The organism is Nonomuraea sp. B19D2, from assembly GCF_040137845.1.
GTDB lineage: Bacteria > Actinomycetota > Actinomycetes > Streptosporangiales > Streptosporangiaceae > Nonomuraea.
The window spans coordinates 1-25,722 of the sequence record NZ_JBEFAK010000026.1; the positions used below are offsets into that span (position 1 = coordinate 1).

Genomic DNA, 25,722 nt, shown 5'->3' on the forward strand with positions numbered 1-25,722 from the left:
AGATGCGGGAACAACAGAAGAACGCAACAGGCTTCCTCGCCTGCCTGGGCATGCTGCACAATGACCTCGCGGCCGCTCGTGATGATCAGTTCCGGGATGAACCGGATCATGACGACGCGGCCGCTCTACTGTGTATCGAGTTACGAAATCGCGATCAACCTGACTATCGCCTGCCCCAGCGACGCGATCACATATCGTCACCGCTTCACGGACATTGAGCCAGATCCTGAGTTCTGACAGCAGTTGAAGATCAACCTGGGGCGAAATGTTGGTGAGAAATGACAGCGCCCGCTCCGCCGGGATCACGCGGAAGCGGGCGCAGGATGGTCTTCGGGTCCAGCCGAGATCCGGGTAATGCCGGCCATAAGTCATCTTGAGCTGCCGAACTGTGCAGCGGTACGAATTCGGATGTGACCATGGGGCGGATGGCTTCGTCTGTGATGGTGTGAAGACGACATCCCGTTCGCGGAGGACGCCATCGGCAGCCGTATCGAGCAGCTCTATCGCGAACACTGGCATCTGGTCTGCGGATATCTCATGCGCCGGACCCGTGACCCGCACCTCGCCGAAGATCTTGCTCAGGAGACGTTCGTCAAGGCCACTCGTGCGATGCTCGGCTGGCGCGGCGAGTCCCCGGCCGCGTGGCTGCTCGCCATCGCCCGCAACGTCCTCCTCGACCACGCACGGCGCAGCCGGATCTCCCTCCCGCTGCCCTCGCCCGACGCTCTGGGCATCCCCGAGCTCGCCGAGGACGCCATCGCGGTCCGCGACGTGCTGGACCGCATGCCGGAGCGGCAGCGCCAGCTGCTCACGCTCGTCTACTTCGACGGGTTCTCCCTGGCGGAGGTGGCCGCAATGACCAGCCGCTCCGTCTCGTCGGTCAAAACCGCCCTGTGGCGTGCCCGCGCCGCCTTCGCCGAAATCTATGGAGGACACCGATGACCGAACAGGAAGACATCCCCGCGATTCCGGACTTCGACGCAGGAAGGACGAGACGAGCTGTACGGCGGGGGGTGCTGCGCACCGCCCTCACTGCCGCCGTGATGTTGCTCGTGGTCGTGTTGCTGCTCAACCTGGGAGCCCAGTGGATCCAGCGGCGCGGCGACCGGGACGACCGCATGCTGAACGTGCTCGGCACGGCCCTAGAGGTCGCCAACCCCGGCTACAGGAGCGACGCCATGCGATGCTGCGACACCACCGCGTTCTCACTCTCCTTCACCGTGCGGCTCACCCCGCTCCGGGCCGGGGGATACTCCTCGTCGAATGAGTTCTCCGGCGGCGCCGTCTTCACCATCAGCCAGAACCAGTTCGGGCGGGTCGAATGGCCGCCTCCGGGTTTCATCAAGGAGACGCCCCTGTTCACGGCGCTCGACTCGGTCGGCACGGATGCCCCGCCGAGCAAGGCGGACACTAAGAGGATCTTGGACCGGCTGCCCGAGTCGATGTACGCCCTGGCGGTGGTCGATTTCGCCAAGCCGTTGGGGGAGAGCGAGTTCTCGGCGTTCGTCCAGCGACACGGAGATGTTCCACCGGAGATGGCGATCTACGACGGGCGGATCGGCGGGACCCCGATCAGCTGGCGCTTGGACACTCCACTGGTCGACGCGCCACAAGGCGACGCCCCGCAGCTCGCCTCCGGCGAACTACCCCAGAACGGGTTGGCCGGGTTTCGTCGCTGGGTCGGAGGCCTACGCGATCATGACGCAGTCAACCTGGAGAAGTTCGGACTCGGACTGAAGCTGCTGCGCGAGTCGGCCGCTGATGGCATGGCGTACGCCTATGTCACCCAGCACGCCCGCGTCGGCGACCTCCGCGCTCTGATCGATGACCCCCAGGTCCGCGCGATCAGAGTGGCCGACGTCGCGTACGATCTCACCGGTCTGAACTGATCGTGGGTGCCTGAAACGCCTGGGCGCGCAGTCGGCCTTGAGGCAGACGGCAGGTCCAGCTGAGGTACGGCCACAAGATCAAGTTGGTGAAGTCGGGCCTATGCTCGGGTGTACGTGCGATCTGCCGTCTGCTCAGGCCGGCGTCTTCAAGATCCATCCATGGTCGGCGTTACCCGTGTCTTCACTGGACCCGGTCCGCAGCCAACGTGCGCTTCGGCTCGTGCCTTGGTCTGTGCGAGTCGGTAGGACTGGGTTGCCGGTCTCGAGGATATTGCCGCCGAACGTCAACCGATCAACGATGGCGGCGCAGAGGCGAGGGTCGGTGAAGGTCTTGGCCCAGCCATCTGGGGGTGGCACATGTTCCTGTCGGAGGATTCCGGCTGCTAGCCGTCCACCGCGTGCAGCATTGTGGCCGCGCCGTGGCGGAGGTCGTGGAACCTGACGGGCGGCAGCTTGGCGCGGCCGTACAGGGTGATGAAGTGGCGGGAGACGTAGTCGGGGTTGAGCGGCTTCCCGTCGAGCACCGGGAGAAGCTGGCCGAGAAGCTCTGCGAGGAGGCCACGGCCCAGCTCGACCAGATCGAGCGCGAGGCCGACCGCGCGGTGCAGGACATCACGACCTGGCTCGACAAGCAGCCTTCCATGCCGGGCGACTTCCTGGTCGAGAAACAGGTAGGCGGCGTGTACATGGCCGGTGCACCGACGATCAAGTATCGGCCCGCTGCGTGGCGGCCCAGCTCCGCAGTTCTTGTACGGCTCATCTTGAGACGCCAGTCCCCGTTCGACATGCGCGTCCTGCAGCCCTCATTTGCTACGCGACTCGCCAAATGAGGCCCGACATCTCCGCTTCCACATGCACTTAACTCACGCTCTCCCTTCGCCAAGGGTCGGAAGTTCCTCCATGAAGGAGACGGCTCGGCGAAGGAGCGGAATGGTGACCGACCCGCCTCCTACAAGGGCGATCTGCAGCGCCTCAAGCACCTGTTCACGAGCCACCCGCTCTTCGTCACATCGTTCGAGGTGGTAGTAGACGCATTCCTCGCAGTCCTTCATCACGGACACCACGAGGCCGAGCAGCTCCTTGACCGAGACGGGCAGGGCGCCGGGCGCGTACGCTGCTCCGTCCAACGAGAAGAAGGATTCGAACAGCGACCCGCTGCTGCGCAGGCGCTCATTCCCGTCGGCTCTGGCCATGCGGAAAGCTTCTGGAGAAGGCGTCACAGTCAGATGTTCGCGGGGATGACGGGTGGTGTCGGCCTGAGGGCCTGTGGAACTAGACATGTGGGCATTCTGCTCTGCCGATCAGGTTCACCACCAACGATGATTTCTGTAGGGGCTATCAGGGATGCTTATCGTGCAGCAGCGCCGAGGTGTCGAGGTCACGTCCACGGACGTGGCGTATGAATCGATCTCCGCGTGATCCTGTTTCTGCAGGTTAAGCGGTAAGTATCCACGGGAGTGGCTTCTGGGCTGGTGTGTCGATGGCGGGTCACCCGGACGCGGGCTTGGGAGGATGTCCAGGCCCATGTAGCGGCGGGCTTCGACCTATTCGCCGGCCTGTTCGGCCAGCACCGCGCCGACCAGACAGCAACGGGGAATCACGGGGACTCATGGCGACCACCGCAAAGCCACTGACCTGCGGCTCAGCAGCTCAGAGCAATGCGGCCCGAAATCTTCCAACCTAGACGTCAAGATGCGCCAAGGGGCCTGTTCGTTTCTGCAGGCCGTTCTCACGTGCAGAGTGCTCGGGTCTCGCATCCTACGAGCCCTCGCGCTTCTCCCGATGCATCCCCATATCGCGGAAGTTGGCGACGAACAGGTTGATGTCCGGGAGATCCTCGATCTCCTCGCGAGCGAGATAGTCAGCCGCCATACGTCGAATCGCCTCGTCAGGCGCCGACTGAAGCCCGAGATCGGGTCGCCAAGGTGGGTAAGCGCGGTTGTGACTGACCCGTTGGACTCTGGGCGGCGGGCGCCGAGAGCCCGGTCAACCTCGTCCCGCAGGCCGGGGGTCAGTGGTCGGCGTCTGCCGGGTGGCGGTCAGGTAGGCGACCGCCGCCGCGAAGACCAGCAGCGCGGTCCAGACGTTGAAGCGCAGCCCCAGGATGAGAGGGGCGGGGTCCACGCGCAGCCACTCGATCCAGGCGCGGCCGGTGGTGTAGGCCGCGGCGTACAGGGCGAACGTCCGGCCACGGTCCAGCCGGAAGCGCCGCTCGGCCCAGAGGACGAGTCCGGCCACACCCAGGTTCCACAGCGACTCGTAAAGGAAGGCCGGGTGGTAGGTGGCCGTGGATTCCATGCCCGGCGGTCGGTGGGCGGGGTCGATCTCGAGCGCCCAGGGCAGGGTGGTCGGTCTGCCGTACAACTCCTGGTTGAACCAATTGCCCCAGCGGGCGATCGCCTGCCCGAGAGCGATCCCGGGCGCGACGGCGTCGGCGAAGTCGCGCAGCGGAATGCCGCGCCGGCGGCAGGCCAGCCACGTGCCCAGCGCGCCGCCGGCGACGGCGCCCCAGATGCTGATCCCGCCCTCCCAGATCGCGAAGGCGCGCAGGGGGTCCTTGCCGGGACCGAAGTACTGCTGCCAGTCGGTGGCCAGGTGGTAGATCCGCGCACCGACCAGGCCGAACGGCACGGCCCATGTGGCGATGTCCCCTACTACGCCACGCTCGCCGCCCCGGGCCGTCCAGCGGCGTTGGGTGACCCAGATGCCGACGGCGACGGCGAGCACCATGAGCAGGGAGTAGGCGCGGATGGGCAGCGGGCCTAGGTACCAGACGGCTTGAGACGGACTGGGGATGGCTGTCACGCCGTCGAGTCTTGCTCCGGTGCGGCTGCGCGCACATCGAGCGGGACACCGATCACCGGGTCAGTCGACTGGTTGATGCCGGACCGGCGGGTGGCTGATTATCGTCTGTGCTGTGGAGTCCTGGGAGCGGTCCCGGCGCCGGTGGCAGCACGCCTTCTTCGTCTCGTGGCTGGTGCTGACCTCGGCCGGGCCGCTGATGGAGGTGGGTCAGGTCCTGCCGGTGGCGCTCGTGGCCGGGCTGGCCGCCTGGTATGCGGTGTGGTTCGTGCTGCGCACGCCTCCCGCGGGTGAAGTGCCCCTGCCGTACATGGTCGGCGGCGGGCTGCTCTGGCTGGGGCTGTTCGCGATCGACTCGTCCTTCATGGTGGTCTGCCTGAGTGTGCTCGTGCCGTACTGCATGGACGCCGTGCGCATTGGGCTGGTCGCGGTGCTGTCGTGCGCCGGGGGCTGGTTGTGGCACAGTTACCACGAAGGCGGGTCGTTCACCTGGACCGAGATCGTCATCACCGCGCTGATCGCGATCAGCGCGGCCACCTCGGTCGGGTACTTCTATTCGGTGGCCCGGCAGAGCGCCGAGCGCAAGGAGCTGATCGACCAATTGCAGGCCGCTCAGGAGGCGCGGGCGGCGGCCGAACGGCAGGCGGGCGTGGCCGCCGAGCGGCAGCGGCTGGCTCGCGACATCCACGACAGCCTGACCCAGGGGTTCGCCAGCGTGGTGATGCTGCTGGAGGCGGCGCAGGAGCGGTTGCCGGACGACCGGCACCTGACCCAGGCGTTGCGGGCGGCCAGGGAGAACCTCGCGGAAAGCCGCCGCGTGGTGCGGGCGCTGCGGCCCGGCGAGCTCGACGACGGCGGCCTGCCGGAGGCGCTGCGGCGGCTGTCGGGCCGGCTGTCCGACGAGACCGGCATCGACGCACATACCGTGATCACCGGGGCGCTGCGGCCCCTGGACGCGCACATCCAGGTGGAACTGCTGCGGGTGGCGCAGGAGGCGGTCGCCAACGCCCGCCGCCACGCCCACGCCGAGCAGGTCACCCTGACCCTGTCGTACATGGAGGACCTGGTCGTGCTGGATGTCCACGACGACGGCGACGGTTTCGATCCCGAGCGGGCCACCGCCGGCCACGGCCTACAGATCATGCTTGAGCGGATGGAGCAGCTCGGCGGCACGCTCCTCGTGGAAAGCGCGTCCGGGGAGGGCACCACGATCGTGGCCAGCCTCCCGGTGGTGGCGCGATGACCGCGCGGGGCGCGATCCGGGTCCTGATCGCCGACGACCACCCGGTGGTCCGTGACGGCATCCGGGCGATGCTCGGCACCCAGGACGATCTGGAGGTGGTCGGCGAGGCGGTCTCAGGCTCGGACGCGGTACGGCTGGCGCGTGACCTGCGGCCGGATGTCACGCTGATGGACCTGCAGATGCCCGAGCTCAACGGCGCGACAGCGATCAGCCGGATCCGCGAGCACGACCCTGACGCCAGGGTGATCGTCCTGACCACCTATGACACCGACAGCGACATCTCCCGTGCCATCGACGCCGGAGCGATCGGTTACCTGCTCAAGGACACCCACCGTGAGCAGCTGTTCGACGCCATCAGGGCGGCGGCCCGAGGGGAGAGCGCCCTGTCGCCGGCGATAGCGACCCGGGTGTTGTCGTGGGCGCGCGCCGACGCGCCCGGCGCCCTCAGCGGCCGGGAGATCGAGGTCCTGGGCGCGGTCGCCCAGGGGATGAGCAACAAGGCCATTGCCGCCCACCTGTGCATCAGCGAGGCCACGGTCAAGACCCACCTGCTGCACATCTTCGCCAAGCTCGACGTCGACGACCGCACCGCCGCCGTGACCGTGGCGGCCACGCGGGGGATCATCCGCCTCGGCGGCTAGCAGAGGTCTTTCGTGCTCGCTGAGTTGTGCGTAGCCATGAGCTGAGCGGCCGGCGCTCGCGCAAAGCCCGTTCCCTTCGTGTCGGAGCCGGTCGTCGGCCACCAGCCGCCGCAGCCGCTCCTGATGGCCGGACTCCGCAGCCGGTTCCCGACCGCAGCCAGTTGAGCCCGCAAGTCGTCGGCCTGCTGCAGTGCGGCCATATCGGTCTCAGTTACGCAAGCCCCACATCGGGCGGCAACGGGACCCGCCGGCCGTTCGCGGAGCGTTCGGGAACCGAGCCGCCCTCGTAAGTGGCCGCCTCACGCATCTGTGGGGCATCTCGGACGAACGCCAGCCCATGTACCGCCTCATAACTCGGTTTGAGCTGGCGTTTCTCGCCATCGGATCACCTGTCAAACGGCGCGTACGCCCGTACGGAGGAGCCTGTCGAACAGGCTGACAACACCGATCTTCTACCGGACACGTGGGCGAACAGAAACGTTGGATTCCGCCACACAGGAATCGCCACAGCCCCTGAACCAGGAGTAACGATGAAGCTGCCCTCATGCGCCGCTGCCCTCATGGCGGCCGTCCTGTTCGCTTCGCTGACTGGAGTGTCCGAGGCGTCGGCGGCACAGAAGGCTGACGCTGAGGCCCTTCCCAGCCTGAATATGGAAGCCGCGGTCAAGGCGGCCCAGATCGACCCGCGGCGGCCCGACAGCACGCTGACCCCGGGCGCCAAGGCCAGCGTGCTCCTCGTTGAGCAGGCGCTGCGTGACCGACGCTTTCTCGACGCGAAGTGGGTGGACGGTTACTTCGGCACCACCACGGTCGCCGCCTACGCGAACTACCAGAAGTCGCTCGGCCTCAGTGGTCTCGACGCCAACGGCCTGCCGGGCAAGACGTCGCTCACCAGGCTCGGTACCGGCCGCTTCAAGGTCACCGACATCATCGACCCGGGCACCCGGGTGTCCACCGGCGGTTTCGTCATCAACGCCCGCACGCGAAGCATGCTGGCGGAGGCCAAGCGGCTGCTCGGCCGCGACCTCAAGCTGGATCAGGGTTCGTACAACCCCGGCGGCGACCCCACGTCCGCGGGCACCCACGACGGCGGCGGCGTCGTCGACATCTCGGTAAAGGGGATGAATTCCGCCACCCGCAAAGCGGTCGTCCGCGCGTTGCGCCTTGTCGGCTTCGCCGCATGGCTGCGTAGCCCCCAGCAAGACGACTGGCCGTGGCACATCCACGCCGCTGCCATCAGCGACACAAGCCTCTCCAGCCCGGCCCAGCACCAGATCGGTGACTACTACCTCGGCCTGAACGGACTCGCCGGCCGTGGCCCGGACGACGGCCCGAAGGTGACCATCCGCACCTGGGAGGAGTACCAGCGCCGCTGACTCATCCATCCGAAACCCAGGCTCCGCAAAAAGTCCGAAACCCAGGCTCCGCAAAAGAAGGAGAACAGCATGAGAACGCTCACCAGGATCCTCACCGCGGCGACCGCCACGATGGCGCTCGGCGGGACGGTCCTCGCCACTGCTTCGCCCGCCTCGGCCGCGAACCGCGACGGCATCTGCCAGACCGGCGAGTTCTGCTACTACTTCAACAGCAACAACCAAGGATCGGTCTCCGACTTCACCGGATCGATCGACGACTACGCCACCACGCAGCCCTCCTGCTACGACTTCAAGGGCCCCGGCGACGGCAAGGGCAAATGCATCAAGAACGCCGCCGCCTCCGTCTGGAACCGCAGCAGCAAGACCGTCCGCGTCTACTACAACAGCGGCCACACCGGCACCTACCAGGACTTCGCCCCAGGCGCCAAAGGCAACCTGAACCCCACCCTCAAGAACCAGAACGCCTCGCACCAGTTCAGCCCGTCATCATCGGCGCGCAGCAACATGTCGTTCTCCCTCTACACGGCCAGCGGCAGGATCACCTGTGGCTTCGACGGTTACACCTCCACCTCCGGCCGGCACGAAGGCATCGACATCGCCCGCGGCGTGGGCGCGAATGTTCACGCCCTGGTGGCGGGCCAGGTCATCAACGTTGCACGCGGATACACCGGCAGGGCGGGACTCTCCACGATCGCCATCTACAACGCCACATTAAACAAGACGGTGATCTACCTGCACTCCGCTCCGCTGTCCTCCTTGCGCGTGGGCCAGCAGGTCAGACGCGGCCAGGTCATCGCCACCGAGTCGTGGCGTGGAGTGTCGAGCCGTTCATCCGCACACACCCACGTCGAGATGCGCCCCGGACGGTACACGCGTGCGGCCAAGAGCGTCGGCGACCCGCACCTGGACAACCCGAACCCGACCTCGTTCTGGACCTCCCAGGGCTACAGCATTCGATAACGCTTCGCGGCCACTGACAAGAAGAGGAAGACAACTGTGCCTTTACGAACTGTCCGGCTGATCTCGCGGCTCGCCGCGGCGACCGCCGCGATGGCGCTCGGCGGGACGGTCCTCGCCACTGCTTCGCCCGCCTCGGCCGCGAACCGCGACGGCATCTGCCAGACCGGCGAGTTCTGCTACTACTTCAACAGCAACAACCAAGGATCGGTCTCCGACTTCACCGGATCGATCGACGACTACGCCACCACGCAGCCCTCCTGCTACGACTTCAAGGGCCCCGGCGACGGCAAGGGCAAATGCATCAAGAACGCCGCCGCCTCCGTCTGGAACCGCAGCAGCAAGACCGTCCGCGTCTACTACAACAGCGGCCACACCGGCACCTACCAGGACTTCGCCCCAGGCGCCAAAGGCAACCTGAACCCCACCCTCAAGAACCAGAACGCCTCGCACCAGTTCCTGAGCTCCGCACCGCCGACCGGGTGCAAGACCGACGGTACGGACACCAAGCTGCCCACGACGATCCTCGTGTACCGGAAGTCCCTCGATCGCGTGGAGCGGGTGGAGTTCAAGACCTACGTCAAGAACGTCCTGCCCAACGAGTGGGTGTCGAGCTGGCCGAGCGAGTCCCTCAAGGCCGGGGCGGTGGCCGTGAAGAACTTCGGCTGGTACTGGGCGCTGCACTCCAACCGCAAGACGGCGAGCGGCCAGTGCTTCGACGTCTACGACCACACGTCGAGTCAGGTGTACAAGCCCGGCTCCGCGAAGGCGGTGACGAGCGCCGCGGTGGACGCGACTTGGGGCACCCGGCTGACTCGCAACGGGAAGATCTTCCGAGCTCAATACTGCGCTACGACGACGGCGTGCGGCAATTGGGTCGCCGGCGACTGGATGTCGCAGAACGGCTCTCGCGATAAGGCCAGAGCGGGCTGGAGCTACTCCAGGATCCTCAAGCACTACTACACGGGGATCGTTCTCAGCCCCTGACCTCCCTGAGACCGTCCGACCCTGGTTCCCCGCCGTGTCACGCACGGCGGGGAACTAGCGTCCATCGACGATGATCTGGAAGTTGATCGGCCGGCTTCCGGGGAACACGACCGCTCCAGAAGCGTCCACCATCTTGAATCGCACGTAGCACAAGCCCGGCTTCTTGGGCGTGGTGATGACGGTCCGGATGTCGACTGTCTCGCCAGGTTGCGTGTCCTTGATCGGCACGTCGGGGATGGTCTGGCATTGATCAGCTTGCTGTGTGAGGTCGAGGCGACGCAGCGAATATCCCTTCCATGGCACGGCCCCGGCGTTCTTGAGCCGCCACACCTTGGTCATGGTCTTGCCGGGACCGACGCGCGTGCAGTCGGCAAGCGTGACATCCTTAATGAACACGGCCGCATCACCCTTGTGCAACGGCGGGGCCCAAGGCGGGTTGGTCGAACGTACTGGGCAATCGGCTGGGGACGGCGCGGCAATCGACGGCGCGGCAGTCGATGGGCTGCCGGTCGGGTTCAGGCTGTCTCCGTCGGGCGTGGAGCCGCGATTGACGGCGGCCACGACGAGGGCCGCTGCCCCCATGATGACAGCCGCCGCCACGAACGCGGCCGGGCGGGTCAGCCGTAATCGCCCGCTGCTCCCCGGCGCAGGGAGCGGAGGCTGGACGTCGCCCGCGAGCTCGTCGGACGGTGGCGGCGGCGTATGCACGAATGCCGAGGTCTCGCCAGCCGACCGGGGCGCTTGCGACCCGCTGGCGAGGTGCACGGCACGAAGCTCCGCGGCGCCTGTGGTGGAGGCTGCGAGTCCACCAGACGGACGGTCCACCGAGGTGTCCACGCGCATTGCGGGATTCCCGGCGCTCGCCGATCTGACCGCCCTGTTCGCTCTCTCCCAGAGTTCGCGGTACGCGGCCGGGTCCGCGTTGCACGCCTTGACGAACTCGACGGTGGTCTCCCAACTCGGGAGCCGGTTACCCTTCGTGGCTTCGTGCAACGTCGTGTGGGAAATCGCCCCCGACCGGCCGGACATCTCCCGGAAAGGTGGATTACCGACCGCGTTGCGCAGTTCTCGCAGGGTAGTCGCGAAATTCTCGATTATCTCCGCCCGTGCACGCCTGTCGTCCACCGTGCGAAGGTAACAGCACCCACGGTCTTCACTCAACTCCAACCGGAATCTGCGCGAAGCCAGGCGAGATGAACGTGAAAAAGGCCGGCTCATCCCCGCTGCGACTGGAAGCGGCCGCGCACCAGGCCGAACAGGCCCTTATCCTGGCCGAACGCGACGAAGGAGACGCGATAAGCCACCCGGACCTCTGCCCCACCCGATAATGATGGACATAAGATGATTACGCCGAGGAGTCGGAGCGCTACAACAGCCGGGACACCACATTGACCGCAACGCCTTTAGTCGAGCCGGTCTCGGCGGCGTGTGTTCAGGTCGGCGATTTGCCCGGGGGCCGTGACCGGGACGGGACAGTATGCAGCGGAGCTGCTCGGGCCGGCGGCGAACGGCATGGGTCGAGTGCCTGATCAAACCCTTCTCCGGGGTGCGAGGACAGCAGCTCGTAAATCTAATGCGAATAGGAACGGCCAAGGAACCCCGCATCGGCACCTGATTCGGCATACCGCCGGGCGACATCCTTGGACATTCTGGATACCGACATTTGCCGACAGAGCGATAGATCAAAATATGGTGCGGCAGGGTTCGGCATAATTTCTGTCGGCTTTTAATCCATAGGTTCCGGGTTCGAGTCCCGGGCACCCTGCTATCAATGACCTGGGCGGACTCCCCGATCTTCATGATCCGAAAGCCCGCCCGGTTGCGTTTCCAGTCGCAGTTGGCCCCAGAGTGCGCGGCCCATGCGAGCTGCTGCCTCTGTTGAAAGTGTCGCTGTGATGTGGGTGTAGCGCTTGGTCGTGGTCAGTTGTGAGTGACCGAGGATTTCCTGAACGACCCGACCACCTCGCCCGCCTAGCCGGGAGCGTCTCCCCGGCCGTCGTAGCGCTGTGCGAGCACCCGCAGGCGCTCGCTCAGCCGCTCGTGTTCCCCGGCCAGGCCGTCGGCCTCGAACCGGAACTGGTGGAAGCCCGCGGCCTCCTCGCGGCGCGTCACGGCCAGAGTGTCGTCGATCTGGCGGCGGGCCAACCCGAGCCGCTCTCCCGCGTGGCCGACCAGCTCGGTTTGCTCGCGCAGGCTGTTGCGGGCGGCCACCATGGCCTCCCGGTCGGCGGGCGACAGAAAGGGATGCCGGTTCCAGTCGCCGGTGTAGCGGACGGTGTAGTCGTTCAAGTCGAGCGGGTGGCGGAGCCGCATGGCGACGATCTTGTCCGTTATGCGGACGTGGTTCACCTCCAGCGTCCTGCGTGCCTCATTGGCAGCGCGCTGCGCGGTCTCCAGCGTGCCGCGCACCGCGCCGAGGTGCAGCCGGACGATGTTCTCGGGGGTCGGCCCGCCGCCCGCCCCGCCCGACCGTGGCGGATGCTTCTTCAGACGGCCGAGCGCGTCGACGATCTTGCGCATGGCCAGCTGCATCTGGCCGTCGGTGCGCAGGGCGGCGGACTGCACGGCGGGCACCGACTGGGGGGCGACCTGGCGGGCGATGCCGGCGTAAGCGGCGTAGAACAGGTAGGCCGCCCCGCCCGCCGCCGCGACCAGCGCCGCCGCCTCGACTCCGCCGTGCGCGATATCCATCCGCCGGCCCAGGTCGGCGGCTCGCGCGGCGGTGCCTGCCGCGTGCGCGTCGAACGCCTGCGCCGCCGGGCCGGCCTCCTCGCGGGCGGGCCGCTGGGCGACCGCCAGCTCGGCCTCCCGGTCGCGGTGGAAGCCCGCGCCCCGCGCCAGCAGCGTGAGATGGTCGCCGGCCGGTACGTCGCGCGGCCGTTCGACCGGCAGGAGCGGCGCGCCCATCGCGACCAGCGGGTCGTCGCTCATGCCTGCATCGGGCGCACGGCCTCGGCGTGCTGGATGACGGCAAGCTCGGTGGCGGCGTTGCCACTGGCCATCACGATCTGCCCGTCGGCCGCCAGGCGGGTGCGACCGTGCAGGTCCTCGGACTCCTCCAGCATGTTCCGCAGCAGCGCCTCCAGCGCCACCCCGACGTACGGCAGCAGCGCGGCGGCGGCCGCGGCGGCGCCCAGCGACCGGTTGAACTCCTCGTGCTCGTCGACCAGCGCCTGCACCGCGCGCCCGGACCTGGCCCGCCCATCGTTGTCGTGCACTATGTCCGGGATCTCGCTCACGGTCCCTCCAGTCGCCGCAGTAGCTCGTCGAGCGAGGCGTTCACCTGGGAGAAACGGCCCAGTGCCTCGGCCTCGAACTCGTCAAGCCGCTTCGCCATGGTCTCTGGCGCGAGGGCGGCTGGCAGGTCGTCGGCTGGCTCCCCGACTCGCGCGAGCCGGTCCTGTTGCGCGGCCCGCACGGCGGCCAGCACCTGCTCCTCCAGTTCGTGGGAATCGAGCCGGAGCGCCCGCGGGGCGATGCGCACGCGCTCGAGCAGGCCGTCGGCGCCGACCGTGGCGCCCACCAGCCCGCGTGCCGCCTCCCCGAAACCACGGAGATCCTCGCCTTCGGAAGCCATGTGCCCGCCTCAACAGCTGTGACCTTTATGGCATTTCATATATAGCATCCTGGCCGGGCGCTCGTCAGGCACGACCGCTCTCCCGGCGGAGCATCCGTCTTGCCGCCGCGGGAGCGCCGACCGGCCTGCGCATCTCGTCAACGATCATGGGCGAAGGTCGCGAACGTGAACGTCTGCGAAGTGGTCAGCTGAAATCGAACAGCTGGTTGATCTGGGCGTATGGCCAGTTGAACTTGTCCGGATTGATTCCGCGGCCATCGTAGGTGTCGGCGTCGGGCCGTGCGTAGTGAAGGCGATACCATGCCGCGTCCCGCGATTGCTCATCTTCGGTGAAACGGCCGTCGTTCCCCTTGGCCACATCGATGTGGCGGATGAAGTCCTCGGCGAGATCGTGCGGGCGCTCCCAGCTGCCGAAGCCCTCCGCGCCGAGGATGAGCATGTTGGTGTTGGGATAGTACCTGGACCTCAGGTCATCCGAGCTGAGCCCGTTCCTGTAGGTCACGGTGATGTTGTGGTCCCTGGCGTAGGCGAGTGCTGCGCGGCCTTCCTCCGTCTGCCTCAGCGATTGCTCGGTGAGGTCGCGGGCTTCCTCATTGTTGTCCCAAGGGACAGCGAGCCCCGCCGTGACGAAGGCGGGGATGCTGGCCAAGCCCGTGATGTACGTGACCGTTCCCACGTTTCTTCTCGCGCCGGCACTGAGCAAGGCTTTCGCGTGTTTCAACGCGGCGACTGGGTTGTGGCGGATGTTCTTTTTGATGCCGGCGAGCGCCGTTCGCATCTTCTCTCTCAGATACGCGATGTACGACCTGGTTCCCACCGAACCCACCGCAGGGCCGAAGGCGAAGTAGCGGGCGATCGCGATCAGCAGGGAGATCAGGGCGGCGATGACGTACAGTCTCCAGACCACCTTCAAGACGACCAGGAGCATCGTGGCCGTGCCGGACACCGCGGCAGCCACGCCGCCTTTGTCCGCCTCGGCCTGGGCGACTCGCACGTGGTCCTCGGAGGCCGTCATGTCGTCGCTCAGGTTGCCCGCCGTGCGAACATGGGAGACTGCCTCGTTCGTGCCGGTCTGGCCATTCTTGGCCTCGGTGGCGACGTCCAGAGAGGACGAGGCCCCCTGGAGGCGGTTGAGGTCGTCGCCATGGCTCCCTAACGGCGCCACGTCAGCGATCAAGCTGTGGACCCAACGTAGGCTCTCGGGTAGTTCCCCGCTCACGATGCTCCTCCGTTGGCGTGTTCGGCCTGGACGTAGGTGTGTTCCGAGACCACGTGCTTGGCCGCCATGCCGCGCAGCTGGGTGACAACGCTCTCGAAGTGCTGCCCCAGCTGATCGGTGAGACCGGCGCACTCGGCGTCGAACTCATCGCTCAGCTCGTCACGTGTGCCGACGCATCGAGCCACACCCGGCATCGCGAGGGTGACTGCCTGCACAAGGCGGTCGGCGACTTCGGTCAAGCCTTCGGCGGTACGGACCCGGGAGCCGAAGGCCACCTGGATTCCGTCGAACTTCTCGCTCATTGCTGCATCAAGCGATCCAGGCGCAAGGTGAGCCCGTTGACGGTGGAGAGGAGCTCGTTCATGTCCGCTTGAGTGTCGGCCTTGACCTTTTCAATCAGGTCGTTCAGCTCCAGCGGGTCCTGCTTCAGCACCTCGGGCATGGCCTGGGTGGCCCTTTCCTGGGCCGCTTCGCGGGCGCGGCCGAATGCCTCCTTGATCGCCTCGGCCAGCTCGGTCGCGGGTAGCCGCAGGGCCCGCGGGTCGAGCTTCAACTCGGTGAGGTCGGAGGTGCCGTCCACTTCTACGCTTACGAGCCCATTCGCGGCCGTGGCGGATTCCCGCAACGCCACGAATTCATGCAGAAAATCCATGGTCTCCCAGGCTAGGGATGCGACCTGAGGTCCGTCCAGCCAAGATCATTGGCGTTCAGGCGGATTTCACCTCGTGTTGGCGATACCGGGCGAGCGAGGGCAGGCCCGCCGGCCGGTGGCGCGCGCCCCAGTAGAGTGCGGTGCCGTGGGGGTGAACATGGATGAGCGGGAACTGACCGAGCCGTGGGAAGGCGTCTTCATCACTCCACGCCCTCTCAGTCACACAGGCGTCCTTGTTCTGGCGGGGTCGAGCGGTCGTGTCGAACGGGACAGGGCTCGTCTCCTCGCCCGGCAGGGGATGACCGCGATGTCGATTCGATGGTTCGGCGGTCCCGGACAGTCACCGGGCATCTGCGAGATTCCTCTGGAGACCTTCGTCTCCGCCATCGATCTGCTCGAATCCACCGGAGTGTGCCGCATCTGCCTGCTGGGGGCGTCCAAGGGGGCGGAGGCCGCCCTGCTCACCTCCATCCGTGACCCGCGGGTTGACGGCGTCGTGGCGATATCGCCTACCTCGGTGGTGTGGGGGAATGTCGGCCCGGGGCGAGATGGGCAGCAGCGCCCTTACCGGTCGTCCTGGACATGGAAGGGACAGCCGCTGCCGTTCGTCCCATACGACGATGACTGGACCGCTGCTGAACCGGCGAACGGTCCGGTGGCTATTCGCGGCTGGTACGAGCGCAGCGAACGGACGTTCGCCGACATGGTGCGCACCGCCGAGATCCCTGTCGAGGAGAGCAGGGCTGACGTGCTGCTGGTGGCAGGAGGGGACGATGAGATGTGGCCTTCCCTCCCGTTCGCTGAGCGACTTGTCGCCCGTCGCCGCACCGCTGGTCGTACAGCTCGGCTGATCAGCCTGGCCGAAGCCGGGCATCGTCCGCGTCTGCCAGGGGAAGGCCCTGCGGCCGCGTCGCCGCGTTTTCTTTACGGCGGTGACGCTGTCGCCGACGCCGAGCTCGGAGCCGCGGCCTGGCCGCACATCCTCAATCTGCTTCGCGGCTGACAGGATCGGCAGCCGGCGGCCCTCACTCTGTCGGCTCCCTCGACGGGCTGCAACGGTTTCCAGGAGCACTCCAGCGCCGTCTCGCCACCGACACCCGCTACACGCTGCTCGGCCTCCCGCTGGCCGTCGCCTCCTTCACCACCACCGTCGCCGGCGTCTCGGCGGGCCTCGGCAGCGCCGTCGCCTTCGTCGGCCTGCCCGTGCTCGCCGCGACCGCCGCCGCATCGCGCCACCTCGCCGATCTCGAACGCGTCGCCCTGCCCGGTGTGCTCGGCCATCCGGTCGCCCGCCCGTCGTACGCGCCCGCCCCTGAGGGCGCGGGCTGGTTCCGCCGCGCGATGAACCCGCTGACCAGCGGACAGGCATGGATGGACCTGCTGTACGGGATCATCGCGCTGCCGTTCTCGCTGGCCGCCTTCGTCCTCACCGCCGTGTGGTGGGCCGGAGCCGTCGCCGGCTTGACCTTCCCCATCTACGGCTGGGCCATCGCCCGGATCCCCGGCGCCGGCGAAGGGCTGCAGTGGCTGGGGCTGCCCGACACCCCCACGATGTTCGTGGTCGTCACCACGGCGGTGGGCGCCCTGTTCGCCCTGACCCTGGTGCCGGTGGTCCGGATTGCCGCCCTGCTCAAGGCGAGCGTGGCGCAGGTGCTGCTCACCCGCGCCGCCTATCTCCCGGAGAAGCCTGCCGCGACCCCGGAACAGGAACCTGCGTTGCTGGCTGCCTGACGATGCACCCCTCCGCCGCATTCCGGCGCAGGAATCAATAGGCCGTTGCGACGTCCGATCGCCCGTAGACCGACGCCGTCTTCTAACGGTTTTGCTCTTGATCGCCAGAGTGCGATGAGGGATTGTGGCGACTGACATTCCTTCAGGGATGGAGCAGGACATGCACGTTCCCTATGGGGACGGCGATCAGCGCCATCAGCACATGCCTCCGCAGCCCACGTCGGGTGTCGCCGTCGCGAGCCTCATCTTCGGGATCATCGGGCTCTTGGGCAGCTGGTGCCTGTTCGGCATCCCGTCCATCGTGGCCATCGTCCTGGGGCACGTGGCCGCCCGGAAGACCAAGCGCGGCATCAGGCCTGGGCATGGCATGGCGGTGGCCGGGCTCATCCTCGGTTACGTCGTCGTCATCCCGGCGTTCATCGTCTCGGCGGTTGTCATCGTCAGCGCCGGTCCTCAGTGGCTCGCCGAATGGGTCAACGCCTTTTTCTCGTGGTTGGAGTCGCTGATGAACCCGTAATGCTGCGCTCGATGCCGCATGACTGCTCCGGCTTCGGCCCGACCGCCGGTCAGCGGCCGGGCCGCGGCACAGGCTCAGTCGAAGATGCGGGTGGTGGCGCGGGCGTAGCGGTGGCGGATCTCCGGAACGGCGTCCCCCTCGTACGTCTCCGTCTGCTCCGACCGCCAGTCCGGCGAAGTGACGAGCGTGGCGGCCTGGTGGGCGGCGCCGTTGGCGACGTACTCGGCCGGTGGCGGCACCGTGATCGGGACGCCGAAGATCGTGGGGGCGATGCGGCGGACCGCCTCCGAACGGGCGGCGCCGCCGATCAGCAGCACCCGCTCAGGCTTCATGCGCAGCGCGTCGAGAGCGTCGGCGAGGCCGCACAGCATGCCCTCGATGGCCGCGCGTGCCAGGTGGGCGGGGGTCGAGGTGGCCAGGGTCAGCCCGTGGATGGAGCCCGTCGCGGTGGGGCGGTTGGGGGTGCGCTCGCCCTCGAGGTACGGAACGAGCGTCAGACCGCCTGCCCCCGGTGGCGCCTGGAGGGCCAGATCGCTCAGCTCGTCGAGGCCGACCCCGGCGATGCGGGCGGCGGCGTCCATGACGCGGGCGGCGTTGAGCGTGCACACAAGGGGAAGGAAGCGGCCCGTGGCGTCGGCGAAGCCGGCCACCGCGCCGGTGGGGTCGGCGCTGGGGGACTCCGCGACCGCGAACACCGTGCCGGAGGTGCCCAGCGACACCACGACGTCACCCGGCCGGGCGCCCACCCCGAGTGCGGCGGCCATGTTGTCGCCCGTCCCCGGAGCGATCAGGACCGTGCCTCCCTCGAAGGCCGCGTCCGCCGGGCCCAGCACCCGGGGGAGCCGCGGGACCGCCCCGAACGCCAGCTTCAGCAGGTCCGTGCGGTACGTCCCCGTCACCGGTGACCAGTAGCCCGTCCCCGAGGCGTCCCCCCGGTCCGTGGTGAGCTGGTCGATCGGCGGCGTGGGAGCGTCGGGGGAGAAGGTCCCCGAGGCGAGCGCGCCGGCCAGGCGCCACGTGAGCCAGTCGTGCGGCAGGCAGACCGCGGCGGTACGGGCGGCGTTGTCCGGCTCGTGCTCGGCCAGCCAGCGCAGCTTGGTCACCGTGAACGAGGCGACGGGCACCGACCCGACGGCCGTGGCCCAGGCCTCCGGCCCGCCCAGCTCCGCGATCAGGTCGGTGGCGGCCTGGGCGGAGCGGGTGTCGTTCCACAGCAGGGCATCGCGTACGACATTTCCGGACTCGTCCAGGCAGACCATGCCGTGCTGCTGCCCACCCACGCTGACGGCCGCCACATCAGCCAGCCCGCCGGCCTCCTCGAGGGCCCGCAACAGCGCGGCCCACCAGTGCGACGGATGCACCTCCGTGCCGTCGGGATGCGGCGCGCGGCCCTGCCGCACCAGCGCGCCCGTCTTCGCGTCACGAATGACGACCTTGCAACTTTGCGTCGAGGAATCGACCCCAGCGACCAGCGTCACCCACGAACTCCTAACAAGTGCTCCAGCGCAAGCTGGTTGAGATGCGTGAAATGGTATCCGCGCGCGGCGGCCACCTCCGGATCGAAGTCGTCCGTGGCCATGGGCACGTTCAGCCCGGTCTCGGCAAGCGCTTTCCTGAAGGCCGCGATCGCCCGGTCGCGATTGGGCTCGACGGCGAGCATGTCGTCGTCGTGGAATGTGACGCCGTAGGCCCCCAGCTCGGCCAGCCGATGCACGCTCTCGACGGGATCGAGGGGCGCCCGGGCGGCGTCCCCGAACGGATCGCGCGCCTGCCAGCCGACCGTCCACAGACCGAACGTGAATCGATCTTCAGGGGTTGGCTCGTACATGTCTCGATGCTCCCCTGACGATCAGCAGTTCACAAGCCCGAGGGGTCGCGCCCGACGCTGATCTCCTCGGCGATCTTGCGGATCTCCGCCACCTCGAGGCCGGGCGCCTTGGGCAGGTGGCGCAGCAGCGCCTCCATCACCACGGGCACGGGCTGGCCGGCGAACCGCCCGGCAATGCCGTGGACCGCCCTGAACAGCGCCTCTTCGGTGTCGTGCATCGGCCTCTCCTTCGTCGGGTACCCGGAGAACGGTACGGCCTCGGCCCGACACTTTCTCGCTTCGGCCCCCCGCGTGTTCCGCACGACGCGCGGATCACCCTCCCGCGTGTCCCGTACGACGCGCGTGCCCTGTACGGCGCGCGGATCACCCCTCCAGCGTCTCGCGGACCGCGACGCAGATCTCGTCGAGCCGGCGTACCTGCTCGGGCGTCAGCACGTCGAACAGGCTCCGACGTACCTCCTCCACATGCCCCGGCGCGGCGGCGGCCAGCGCGGCGAACCCGTCGTCCGTGAGCACGGCGAAATTGCCGCGCCGGTCGGAGGGGCAGCGCTCGCGGTTGACCCACCCGCGCTCCTCCAGGCGGGCGACGGCGTGCGAGAGACGGCTCTGGGAGCTCTGCGCCCTGGCTGCCAGCTCACTCATCCGCATCGAGCGTCCGGGCGCCTCGGAGAGCGCCACGAGGATCATGTAGTACGTGTGCGGCATGCCCGCGTCCCGCTGGAGCTGGCGGTCGAGGGCCTCGTTGATGAGCTGGGTCGCCGCCAGGAAGTTCCGCCAGGTGTGCTGTTCGTCCGCATCCAGCCATCTCGTCATGCGGCCAATTTAGTTGAACTCTCATATACTTGACCGCGGGACTCGGCAGAAAGGGGAAAGCCATGCCTGTCCAGCGACTCAACCACGCGGTCCTTTACGTCCGTGACGTGGAACGCAGCGTCGCCTTCTACCGCGAGGCCCTCGGCTTCGAGGTGGTGATGGGCATGCGGGGCGCGGCCTTCCTGCAGGCTCCCGGTTCGACGAACGACCACGACCTGGGCCTGTTCGAGATCGGCGCGAACGCGGCCCCCTCGCCGGCCGGGCGCACGTCCGTCGGCCTCTACCACCTGGCCTGGGAGGTCGACACCCTCGACGAGCTGGAGCGCGTCGCGGCCAAACTGGCCGAGCTGGGCGCACTGGTGGGCGCCTCCGATCACAGCACGACGAAGGCGCTGTACGCCAAGGACCCGGACGGGCTGGAGTTCGAGGTGTCGTGGCTGGTGCCGGCCTCGCTGCTCACCGAGGAGATCCTCGCCTCGCGCGCCGGCGTCCGTCCGCTCGACCTGAGCGCCGACAAGGAGAGGTTCGGCGGGCAGACCCGTGGCGGAGTGGGGGTCTCGATCCCGGCCTGAAGTACCGTGGGTGGTATACGGCCCTTCTTCCACGGAGAACGGTCATGCCAACCGATCCTGATCATGTGCTCGACGCCATCGACGGCGTCGTCGACGAATGGGAGACGCTGAGCGCGGACGCCATGCGCTGGGCGCCTCCCGAGAGCAAGAGTCCCGATTTCATGACCGAGATGACGGAGATCTTCGGTCCGCTGGTCAACGCCTTCGCGCAGGCGTTGCGGCCCGTCAGTGACGCGTTCGAGCGGGTGCTGCACACCTTTGACGAGGACGACTAGCCGGTGGCGCGGCGCCGCCGCGCCCGACGCGGGTACGCCTTGGCCGTCTCGGCCAGTCGTACGGCGTGTTCGGCCTGCTTGCGCCAGTGCCCGTAGGCGTCGCCGCGCTGTGCCAGCCGGTCGAGCTCGCTCATGGTCGCCAGCGGGATGAACGCGGGCTCGGCGTCCCGCCACGGCGTGCCGGGCAGCGGCATGAACGTGTGGGTGTGGATGCGGGCGCCCAGCTCGGCCAGGTCTGAGGCGAGCCTGACGGAAGCAGCCTGGTCATCCTCGGTCTCGCCGGGCATGCCGAAGATGAAGTCGACGTTCGGCCGGAAGCCGTGCTCGACCGCGATCCTGACGGCGTCGCGCACCGGCGAGGTGTCGTGGCCGCGCCCGGAGGCGGCCAGCACCTTGTCGGAGCCCGACTGGGCGCCGATGATCAGGTTGTCGTTGGCTACGTAGCGCTTGAGCAGGCGCATGGCCTCCGGTGTGACGTGCTCCGGGCGTACCTCTGAAGGAAAGCTCCCGAAGAACACCCGGCCGTTCGGCGGCAGCTCCTCCTTGACCCCGGCCAGCAGCTCCTCCACCTTGCCGAGGTCGGGATCGGGCCCGGGGGAGCCGTACGAGAGCGAGGTCGGTGTGATGAAGCGGATGTCGCGCAGGCCCCTGTCGACCATCCCGCGCACGTGCTCGCGCACGCTGGCGACCGAGCGGTGGCGGAACTGCCCGCCGAACATGAACGGCGTCTGGCAGAAACGGCATGTGTACCGGCAGCCGCGGGTGATCTCGATCGGCCCCTTCCTGCCCAGGAACGAGGGGTACGCGTCGAGCGGGAGCTGCGGCGCCGGCCTGGTGCGCAGGGCGACGCCGTCACCGTCCTTGACCGCCAGCCCCGGGACCGAGGTGAGCGGCTCGTTCTGCTGGAGAGCGCGGACGAGGGAGATGATCGTGGACTCGCCCTCACCTATCCCCGCCAGGTCCCAGCCCGCGTCGATGACCTGCTGCGGCTCGGCCGTGGCGTGCACGCCCCCGCTATGTGCAGCCCGCGGTCACCGCTCAGCGACCTGACCGTGGCCAGCTCGGCGGCCATGGCCTCGGCGTCCGGCGAGTAGAACGACCACAGCACGAGCACCCGGTCGGCCTCGCTGGCCCTGATGTGCTCGGCGGTCTCCTCGGGAGTCGTGCCGAGTCTCAGCTCGTGCTCGACCCCCGCGGTCTCCAGGGCGGCGAGCAGCGCGTGCACGCCGTACGTCACCGCCTTGCGGTATCGGACCACCACACTCACAGCCAGCGCCACGCCCCGCAGCGTAGCTCAGCCCTGACGTATCGGGCGCAGCGCGCCGGCCAGCCTGGCCAGCTCGGCGAGCATCTCGTCGGCCGCGGATTCCATGATGTCGTTGGGGTGCACCTTGCCGTCCTCGCCGAGGAACTGCGTGTAGAACGGGATGTTCACCGCCTCGAGCACCGGGATCATCCGCAGCGTGCTGGTGACCTGGCGCAGGCTGTTCGTGGCGCGGGTGCCGCCGGAGACCCCTCCGTAGCTGACGAAACCGGCCGGCTTGTGCTGCCACTCATGGTGCAGGTAGTCGAGCGCGTTCTTCAGCACGGCGTTGAAGCTGTGGTTGTACTCGGGGGTCACGAACACGAAAGCGTCGCCCCGGTCGACGGTGGCGCTCCACTCCTTGGTGTGGGCGTTCACGTACTGCCTGAGCCTGGGGTGGTTGGGCTCGTCCAGGAACGGGAGCCCGACCTCGGCCAGGTCGATCAGCTCCACCTCGAAGAGCCCCGAGTCCACGGCCTTGCCGTGGAACCAGTCGGCGATGGGACGACCCGCGCGACCCGGACGTGTGCTGGCGACGATGATCTGCAGGACGGGCTTGCTCATCTTTCAACTCCTGTGCTCAGTGAGACGCTTGCTCAACATTATTGAGTAGCTTTACATTTCTGAGCAAATGCTAGGATCTTCAGTGTGAGCCTGAACTCGGTGTGCACCCGCTTTCACATCGCTCTGGAACTGATCGGCGCCCGGTGGTCGGGAGCGGTGATCCACATGATCTTCAAGGGCGCCCACCGCTACGCCGACCTCAAGTCGGCCATCCCCGGCATCAACGACACGATGCTGGCCCGGCGGCTGCGCGAGCTGGAGACCGCCGGGCTCATCGAGCGCCGCGTGCTGGCCACGTCACCCGTGCGGGTCGAATACCACCTGACCGAGATGGGGCAGGAGCTGCGGCCCGTGCTGGACGAGCTGGTGACGTGGGCGCACAAGTGGATCCCGCTGCCGGAGGCCAAGTCCGCCTAGCAAGTCCGCTCGGCCATCCTGTCGGTCACGGCCGCGAGCGTGTCGGACAGCCCTGGACCGTGGCCTCCGTCCTCGAGCACGATCAACTCGCAGCCGGGCCACGCCCGTGACAGCTGCCACGCGGTCTCCAGCGCCGTGCTCACGTCCAGCCGCCCGTGCACCAGCACCCCGGGTACGTGGCCCAGCCCCGCCACGCCCCGCAGCAGCTCGTCGTCCCCCAGCCAGGCGGCGTGCCGCCAGTAGTGGGTGACCAGGCGCGCGAACGTCACGCGGAAGTCCCGGTCCTCGTAGCTCGGGTCCGGCTCGAGCCCCGGAAGCAGTCGCACGTGCCGGTCCTCCCACTCGCACCAGTCGACGGCCGCCTTCTCGCGCACCGCGAGATCCGGATGCTTCATCAGCCTGGCGTACGCGTCGGCCAGGTTCCCGTCCCTGTCCTGCTCGGGCACGCCGTCCCTGAACCGCTCCCACTCCTCGGGGAAGATCCGCCCCATCTCACGGGTGATCCACTCCACCTCGCGCCTGGTGGTGGTGCCGACCCCGAACAGCACGACCTCGGAGACCCGGTCCGGGTGTCGTACGGCGTACGCGAGCCCCAGCGTCGCCCCCCACGATCCGCCGAACACCATCCACTTGCCGATCCCGAGGTGCTCCCGCAGCAGCTCCATGTCCGCGACCAGGTGATGCGTGGTGTTGGCTTCGAGGCCCACCGCCCAGTCGCTGACGTTCGGCCTGCTCCTGCCGCATCCACGCTGGTCGAAGAGCACCACCAGGTACGCGTCGAGGTCGAAGTTCCGATACCAGCCCCGTCCCGCCCCTGAGCCGGGCCCGCCGTGCACGACCACGGCCGGCTTGCCCGCGGGATTGCCCGCCACCTCCCAGTACACGAGGTTGCCGTCGCCGAGGTCCAGCATCCCCTTGTCGTACGGATTCATATGTCCACCCTTCCGATCTGACAGTGCTGTTACATTAGCCGTCATGATCGCTCCGGGTTAAGGCGGCAGAACCCGATTCGAACCCATGCCCGAAAAGCCCCCATAATACCGAAATAGAGGCGCTTTGGCATGCTGGCAGGAGCCGTAGCAAACGTTAGCTTGACAGCACCCCCACCCGAGGAGTGCACATGTTGAGTAAGCGCTGTGCGCTGGTTGGCGGCGCCATCCTCGCCGCCTGCCTGGCCACCCCCCTCAGCCCCGCAGCAGCTGACCCGGCACCTCAATCCGCCTCCCCAACCCCGCCGCCCTCGGTGATCGACGCGTTGGAACGGGACCTCGGCCTCTCCGAGCAGCAGGTGCTCACCCGGCTGGCCAACGAGGAACGCGCCGCGGCCACGGACGCCAAGCTGTCGGCCCAGCTCGGCGCGTCGTACGGCGGCTCCTGGCTGAACGACGACGCCTCCAAGCTCCTGGTCGCCACCACCGACGCCGGCACCACGGCCACCATCGAGTCGCACGGCGCGCAGCCGGTCGTGGTCGCGCGGTCGCTCGCCCAGCTCAACGGGATCATGCAGCAGGTCGACCAGGCCCCGAGGCGCGCCAAGGCCGCGGCCGCGCTCTGGTACGTGGACGTGAAGACCAACACCGTCGCCATCCAGGCGCCCACGGTGGAGGCCGCGGAGGCCCTGGCCACGGCCGCGGGCGTGGACCGTAACGCGGTCGGCGTGTCGGCGACGGCCGAGCGGCCCACGCCGTTCATCGACATCATCGGCGGCGCCCCGTACTACATCGGCTCCAGCCGCTGCAGCGTCGGCTTCTCCGTCACCAGGGGCAGCACCCCCGGCTTCGTCACCGCCGGGCACTGCGGCCGGGCCGGAAGCCGGACCACCAACCCGACGGGCACCTTCCAGGGCTCGTCCTTCCCGGGCAACGACTACGCCTGGGTCGCCGCCCCCGGCAACACCCCGCAGCCGTGGGTACGCGGCTCGGGCGGCTCGAGGGTGATCGTCCGCGGCTCCACCCAGGCCGCGGTCGGCTCGTCCATCTGCCGCTCCGGTTCGACCACCGGCTGGCGCTGCGGCACCATCCAGCAGCACAACGCCACCGTCACCTACCCGCAGGGCACCGTCACCGGCCTGACCCGCACCAGCGCGTGCGCCCAGCCGGGCGACTCGGGCGGCTCGTTCATCTCGGGCAGCCAGGCCCAGGGCGTGACCTCGGGCGGCTCGGGCAACTGCACCGTCGGCGGCACGACGTACCACCAGCCCGTCAATGAGATCTTGAGCGTGTACGGCCTCACGCTCCGCACCGGCTGAGCCCCCTGTCGGCTCCGCTGACCGAAACCCCGCGCCGCGTGCCTCGGCCGACCCGGGCACGCGGCGCGGCTGTTTTTTGCCCGGATCACCGATGACTTTTCGCGCCTCGCC

At 68.1% G+C, this 25,722-nt stretch carries 32 protein-coding genes and 1 pseudogene; 16 read left to right on the forward strand and 17 right to left on the reverse strand.

The window, feature by feature from the left end; genetic code table 11:
* The 4 genes from ABN273_RS36665 to ABN273_RS36680 all read left to right on the forward strand — a co-directional run.
* On the forward strand, window positions 1-218 hold a 218-nt coding region (locus ABN273_RS36665), incomplete at its 5' end, for a hypothetical protein (RefSeq protein ID WP_349453709.1).
* A gap of 271 nt (window positions 219-489) precedes the next feature.
* Window positions 490-942 carry an RNA polymerase sigma factor gene (locus ABN273_RS36670; RefSeq protein WP_349453862.1) on the forward strand — a complete coding sequence of 151 codons (453 nt, stop codon included), beginning with the start codon at window positions 490-492 and terminating at the stop codon, window positions 940-942.
* On the forward strand, window positions 939-1,889 hold the full coding sequence (locus ABN273_RS36675; RefSeq protein WP_349453710.1) for a hypothetical protein: 951 nt from the start codon (window positions 939-941) through the stop codon (window positions 1,887-1,889). Before ABN273_RS36670 ends, ABN273_RS36675 begins: the two co-directional genes overlap by 4 nt.
* Before the next feature lie 419 nt (window positions 1,890-2,308).
* Complete coding sequence (locus ABN273_RS36680) at window positions 2,309-2,719, forward strand: hypothetical protein (RefSeq protein WP_349453711.1); 411 nt, start codon at window positions 2,309-2,311, stop codon at window positions 2,717-2,719.
* Window positions 2,720-2,752: 33 nt separating this feature from the next.
* Here the strand turns inward: ABN273_RS36680 and ABN273_RS36685 are convergent, their stop codons facing one another.
* Window positions 2,753-3,082, reverse strand: coding sequence for a carboxymuconolactone decarboxylase family protein (locus tag ABN273_RS36685; protein ID WP_349453712.1), 330 nt, complete (start codon window positions 3,080-3,082; stop codon window positions 2,753-2,755).
* A gap of 793 nt (window positions 3,083-3,875) precedes the next feature.
* Window positions 3,876-4,694 (reverse strand): prolipoprotein diacylglyceryl transferase, encoded by an 819-nt coding sequence (lgt, locus tag ABN273_RS36690; protein ID WP_349453713.1) that lies wholly within the window; start codon window positions 4,692-4,694, stop codon window positions 3,876-3,878.
* A gap of 112 nt (window positions 4,695-4,806) precedes the next feature.
* Between lgt and ABN273_RS36695 the strand changes: the two genes are divergently transcribed.
* From ABN273_RS36695 to ABN273_RS36715, 5 genes are all read left to right on the forward strand, one after another.
* Window positions 4,807-5,934, forward strand: coding sequence for a sensor histidine kinase (locus ABN273_RS36695; protein WP_349453714.1), 1,128 nt, complete (start codon window positions 4,807-4,809; stop codon window positions 5,932-5,934).
* On the forward strand, window positions 5,931-6,575 hold the full coding sequence (locus ABN273_RS36700; RefSeq protein WP_349453715.1) for a response regulator: 645 nt from the start codon (window positions 5,931-5,933) through the stop codon (window positions 6,573-6,575). The genes ABN273_RS36695 and ABN273_RS36700 overlap by 4 nt, the downstream gene beginning before the upstream one ends.
* 560 nt (window positions 6,576-7,135) lie before the next feature.
* Window positions 7,136-7,951 (forward strand): peptidoglycan-binding domain-containing protein, encoded by an 816-nt coding sequence (locus ABN273_RS36705; RefSeq protein ID WP_349453716.1) that lies wholly within the window; start codon window positions 7,136-7,138, stop codon window positions 7,949-7,951.
* A 69-nt stretch (window positions 7,952-8,020) separates the two neighbouring features.
* A complete protein-coding gene (locus tag ABN273_RS36710) occupies window positions 8,021-8,911 on the forward strand; it encodes a peptidase inhibitor family I36 protein (RefSeq protein WP_349453717.1) in 891 nt (296 codons plus the stop codon).
* A 36-nt stretch (window positions 8,912-8,947) separates the two neighbouring features.
* Entirely contained in the window at window positions 8,948-9,895 is a 948-nt protein-coding gene (locus ABN273_RS36715; RefSeq protein WP_349453718.1) for a SpoIID/LytB domain-containing protein, read from the forward strand.
* Between the two features lie 54 nt (window positions 9,896-9,949).
* On the opposite strand, the gene ABN273_RS36720 is transcribed toward ABN273_RS36715, so the two are convergent.
* The 7 genes from ABN273_RS36720 to ABN273_RS36750 form a co-directional block, all read right to left on the reverse strand.
* A complete protein-coding gene (locus ABN273_RS36720; RefSeq protein WP_349453719.1) occupies window positions 9,950-11,020 on the reverse strand; it encodes an NBR1-Ig-like domain-containing protein in 1,071 nt (356 codons plus the stop codon).
* 846 nt (window positions 11,021-11,866) lie between these two features.
* Entirely contained in the window at window positions 11,867-12,826 is a 960-nt protein-coding gene (locus ABN273_RS36725) for a hypothetical protein (protein ID WP_349453720.1), read from the reverse strand.
* Complete coding sequence (locus tag ABN273_RS36730; protein WP_349453721.1) at window positions 12,823-13,134, reverse strand: hypothetical protein; 312 nt, start codon at window positions 13,132-13,134, stop codon at window positions 12,823-12,825. Before ABN273_RS36730 ends, ABN273_RS36725 begins: the two co-directional genes overlap by 4 nt.
* Window positions 13,131-13,472: a YbaB/EbfC family nucleoid-associated protein gene (locus ABN273_RS36735; protein WP_349453722.1), complete on the reverse strand. Its 342-nt coding sequence runs from the start codon at window positions 13,470-13,472 to the stop codon at window positions 13,131-13,133. Before ABN273_RS36735 ends, ABN273_RS36730 begins: the two co-directional genes overlap by 4 nt.
* 184 nt (window positions 13,473-13,656) lie before the next feature.
* The gene (locus ABN273_RS36740) at window positions 13,657-14,649 is read right to left on the reverse strand and encodes a hypothetical protein (RefSeq protein WP_349453723.1); all 993 of its coding nucleotides are present in this window, start codon (window positions 14,647-14,649) and stop codon (window positions 13,657-13,659) included.
* A 38-nt stretch (window positions 14,650-14,687) separates the two neighbouring features.
* A complete protein-coding gene (locus ABN273_RS36745; protein WP_349453724.1) occupies window positions 14,688-14,993 on the reverse strand; it encodes a hypothetical protein in 306 nt (101 codons plus the stop codon).
* Window positions 14,990-15,343, reverse strand: a complete 354-nt coding sequence (locus ABN273_RS36750; protein ID WP_349453725.1) for a YbaB/EbfC family nucleoid-associated protein — start codon at window positions 15,341-15,343, stop codon at window positions 14,990-14,992. Before ABN273_RS36750 ends, ABN273_RS36745 begins: the two co-directional genes overlap by 4 nt.
* Window positions 15,344-15,488: 145 nt before the next feature.
* On the opposite strand from ABN273_RS36750, the gene ABN273_RS36755 reads away from it, so the two are divergent.
* From ABN273_RS36755 to ABN273_RS36765, 3 genes are all read left to right on the forward strand, one after another.
* Window positions 15,489-16,346, forward strand: a complete 858-nt coding sequence (locus ABN273_RS36755; protein ID WP_349453726.1) for an acyl-CoA thioester hydrolase/BAAT C-terminal domain-containing protein — start codon at window positions 15,489-15,491, stop codon at window positions 16,344-16,346.
* 104 nt (window positions 16,347-16,450) lie between these two features.
* Window positions 16,451-17,074: a sensor domain-containing protein gene (locus ABN273_RS36760; protein ID WP_349453863.1), complete on the forward strand. Its 624-nt coding sequence runs from the start codon at window positions 16,451-16,453 to the stop codon at window positions 17,072-17,074.
* Between the two features lie 160 nt (window positions 17,075-17,234).
* Window positions 17,235-17,591 (forward strand): DUF4190 domain-containing protein, encoded by a 357-nt coding sequence (locus ABN273_RS36765; protein WP_349453727.1) that lies wholly within the window; start codon window positions 17,235-17,237, stop codon window positions 17,589-17,591.
* 74 nt (window positions 17,592-17,665) lie between these two features.
* On the opposite strand, the gene xylB is transcribed toward ABN273_RS36765, so the two are convergent.
* The 4 genes and pseudogenes from xylB to ABN273_RS36785 form a co-directional block, all read right to left on the reverse strand.
* Entirely contained in the window at window positions 17,666-19,069 is a 1,404-nt protein-coding gene (xylB, locus tag ABN273_RS36770) for a xylulokinase (protein WP_349453728.1), read from the reverse strand.
* Between the two features lie 92 nt (window positions 19,070-19,161).
* Window positions 19,162-19,419, reverse strand: a pseudogene (locus ABN273_RS36775) (xylose isomerase); the annotation flags it as partial.
* Window positions 19,420-19,448: 29 nt separating this feature from the next.
* On the reverse strand, window positions 19,449-19,637 hold the full coding sequence (locus ABN273_RS36780; RefSeq protein WP_349453729.1) for a hypothetical protein: 189 nt from the start codon (window positions 19,635-19,637) through the stop codon (window positions 19,449-19,451).
* 145 nt (window positions 19,638-19,782) lie between these two features.
* Window positions 19,783-20,232 carry a MarR family winged helix-turn-helix transcriptional regulator gene (locus ABN273_RS36785; RefSeq protein WP_349453730.1) on the reverse strand — a complete coding sequence of 150 codons (450 nt, stop codon included), beginning with the start codon at window positions 20,230-20,232 and terminating at the stop codon, window positions 19,783-19,785.
* A gap of 62 nt (window positions 20,233-20,294) precedes the next feature.
* Between ABN273_RS36785 and ABN273_RS36790 the strand changes: the two genes are divergently transcribed.
* Both ABN273_RS36790 and ABN273_RS36795 read left to right on the forward strand, forming a co-directional pair.
* Window positions 20,295-20,804, forward strand: coding sequence for a VOC family protein (locus ABN273_RS36790; RefSeq protein WP_349453731.1), 510 nt, complete (start codon window positions 20,295-20,297; stop codon window positions 20,802-20,804).
* A gap of 44 nt (window positions 20,805-20,848) precedes the next feature.
* Window positions 20,849-21,079, forward strand: coding sequence for a hypothetical protein (locus ABN273_RS36795; protein ID WP_349453733.1), 231 nt, complete (start codon window positions 20,849-20,851; stop codon window positions 21,077-21,079).
* Here ABN273_RS36795 and ABN273_RS36800 read toward each other — a convergent pair.
* From ABN273_RS36800 to ABN273_RS36810, 3 genes are read right to left on the reverse strand one after another with little or no spacing between them, the layout of a single operon-like run.
* On the reverse strand, window positions 21,076-22,086 hold the full coding sequence (locus ABN273_RS36800; protein ID WP_349453734.1) for a TIGR04013 family B12-binding domain/radical SAM domain-containing protein: 1,011 nt from the start codon (window positions 22,084-22,086) through the stop codon (window positions 21,076-21,078). The two genes, ABN273_RS36795 and ABN273_RS36800, sit on opposite strands and share 4 nt — an antisense overlap.
* On the reverse strand, window positions 22,026-22,358 hold the full coding sequence (locus tag ABN273_RS36805) for a hypothetical protein (protein ID WP_349453735.1): 333 nt from the start codon (window positions 22,356-22,358) through the stop codon (window positions 22,026-22,028). The genes ABN273_RS36800 and ABN273_RS36805 overlap by 61 nt, the downstream gene beginning before the upstream one ends.
* 15 nt (window positions 22,359-22,373) lie before the next feature.
* Window positions 22,374-22,946, reverse strand: coding sequence for an NADPH-dependent FMN reductase (locus ABN273_RS36810; RefSeq protein ID WP_349453736.1), 573 nt, complete (start codon window positions 22,944-22,946; stop codon window positions 22,374-22,376).
* A gap of 84 nt (window positions 22,947-23,030) precedes the next feature.
* Here ABN273_RS36810 and ABN273_RS36815 point away from each other — a divergent pair, with 84 nt between their 5' ends.
* Window positions 23,031-23,363 (forward strand): winged helix-turn-helix transcriptional regulator, encoded by a 333-nt coding sequence (locus tag ABN273_RS36815; protein WP_349453737.1) that lies wholly within the window; start codon window positions 23,031-23,033, stop codon window positions 23,361-23,363.
* On the opposite strand, the gene pip is transcribed toward ABN273_RS36815, so the two are convergent.
* The gene (gene pip, locus ABN273_RS36820; protein WP_349453738.1) at window positions 23,360-24,295 is read right to left on the reverse strand and encodes a prolyl aminopeptidase; all 936 of its coding nucleotides are present in this window, start codon (window positions 24,293-24,295) and stop codon (window positions 23,360-23,362) included. The genes ABN273_RS36815 and pip overlap by 4 nt on opposite strands.
* 188 nt (window positions 24,296-24,483) lie before the next feature.
* Here pip and ABN273_RS36825 point away from each other — a divergent pair, with 188 nt between their 5' ends.
* Entirely contained in the window at window positions 24,484-25,611 is a 1,128-nt protein-coding gene (locus ABN273_RS36825; protein ID WP_349453739.1) for a S1 family peptidase, read from the forward strand.
* The last annotated feature ends 111 nt before the right edge of the window (window positions 25,612-25,722 follow it).

Bases quoted from the DNA above. Each gene is read 5' to 3' on its own strand.
- ABN273_RS36675 (WP_349453710.1), top strand. From the start codon at position 939: ATGACCGAACAGGAAGACATCCCCGCGATTCCGGACTTCGACGCAGGA.
- ABN273_RS36685 (WP_349453712.1), bottom strand. From the start codon at position 3,082: ATGGCCAGAGCCGACGGGAATGAGCGCCTGCGCAGCAGCGGGTCGCTG.
- ABN273_RS36700 (WP_349453715.1), top strand. From the start codon at position 5,931: ATGACCGCGCGGGGCGCGATCCGGGTCCTGATCGCCGACGACCACCCG.
- ABN273_RS36705 (WP_349453716.1), top strand. From the start codon at position 7,136: ATGGCGGCCGTCCTGTTCGCTTCGCTGACTGGAGTGTCCGAGGCGTCG.
- ABN273_RS36710 (WP_349453717.1), top strand. From the start codon at position 8,021: ATGAGAACGCTCACCAGGATCCTCACCGCGGCGACCGCCACGATGGCG.
- ABN273_RS36725 (WP_349453720.1), bottom strand. From the start codon at position 12,826: ATGAGCGACGACCCGCTGGTCGCGATGGGCGCGCCGCTCCTGCCGGTC.
- ABN273_RS36735 (WP_349453722.1), bottom strand. From the start codon at position 13,472: ATGGCTTCCGAAGGCGAGGATCTCCGTGGTTTCGGGGAGGCGGCACGC.
- ABN273_RS36745 (WP_349453724.1), bottom strand. From the start codon at position 14,993: ATGAGCGAGAAGTTCGACGGAATCCAGGTGGCCTTCGGCTCCCGGGTC.
- ABN273_RS36750 (WP_349453725.1), bottom strand. From the start codon at position 15,343: ATGGATTTTCTGCATGAATTCGTGGCGTTGCGGGAATCCGCCACGGCC.
- ABN273_RS36765 (WP_349453727.1), top strand. From the start codon at position 17,235: ATGCACGTTCCCTATGGGGACGGCGATCAGCGCCATCAGCACATGCCT.
- ABN273_RS36780 (WP_349453729.1), bottom strand. From the start codon at position 19,637: ATGCACGACACCGAAGAGGCGCTGTTCAGGGCGGTCCACGGCATTGCC.
- ABN273_RS36785 (WP_349453730.1), bottom strand. From the start codon at position 20,232: ATGACGAGATGGCTGGATGCGGACGAACAGCACACCTGGCGGAACTTC.
- ABN273_RS36790 (WP_349453731.1), top strand. From the start codon at position 20,295: ATGCCTGTCCAGCGACTCAACCACGCGGTCCTTTACGTCCGTGACGTG.
- ABN273_RS36795 (WP_349453733.1), top strand. From the start codon at position 20,849: ATGCCAACCGATCCTGATCATGTGCTCGACGCCATCGACGGCGTCGTC.
- ABN273_RS36810 (WP_349453736.1), bottom strand. From the start codon at position 22,946: ATGAGCAAGCCCGTCCTGCAGATCATCGTCGCCAGCACACGTCCGGGT.
- pip (WP_349453738.1), bottom strand. From the start codon at position 24,295: ATGAATCCGTACGACAAGGGGATGCTGGACCTCGGCGACGGCAACCTC.
- ABN273_RS36825 (WP_349453739.1), top strand. From the start codon at position 24,484: ATGTTGAGTAAGCGCTGTGCGCTGGTTGGCGGCGCCATCCTCGCCGCC.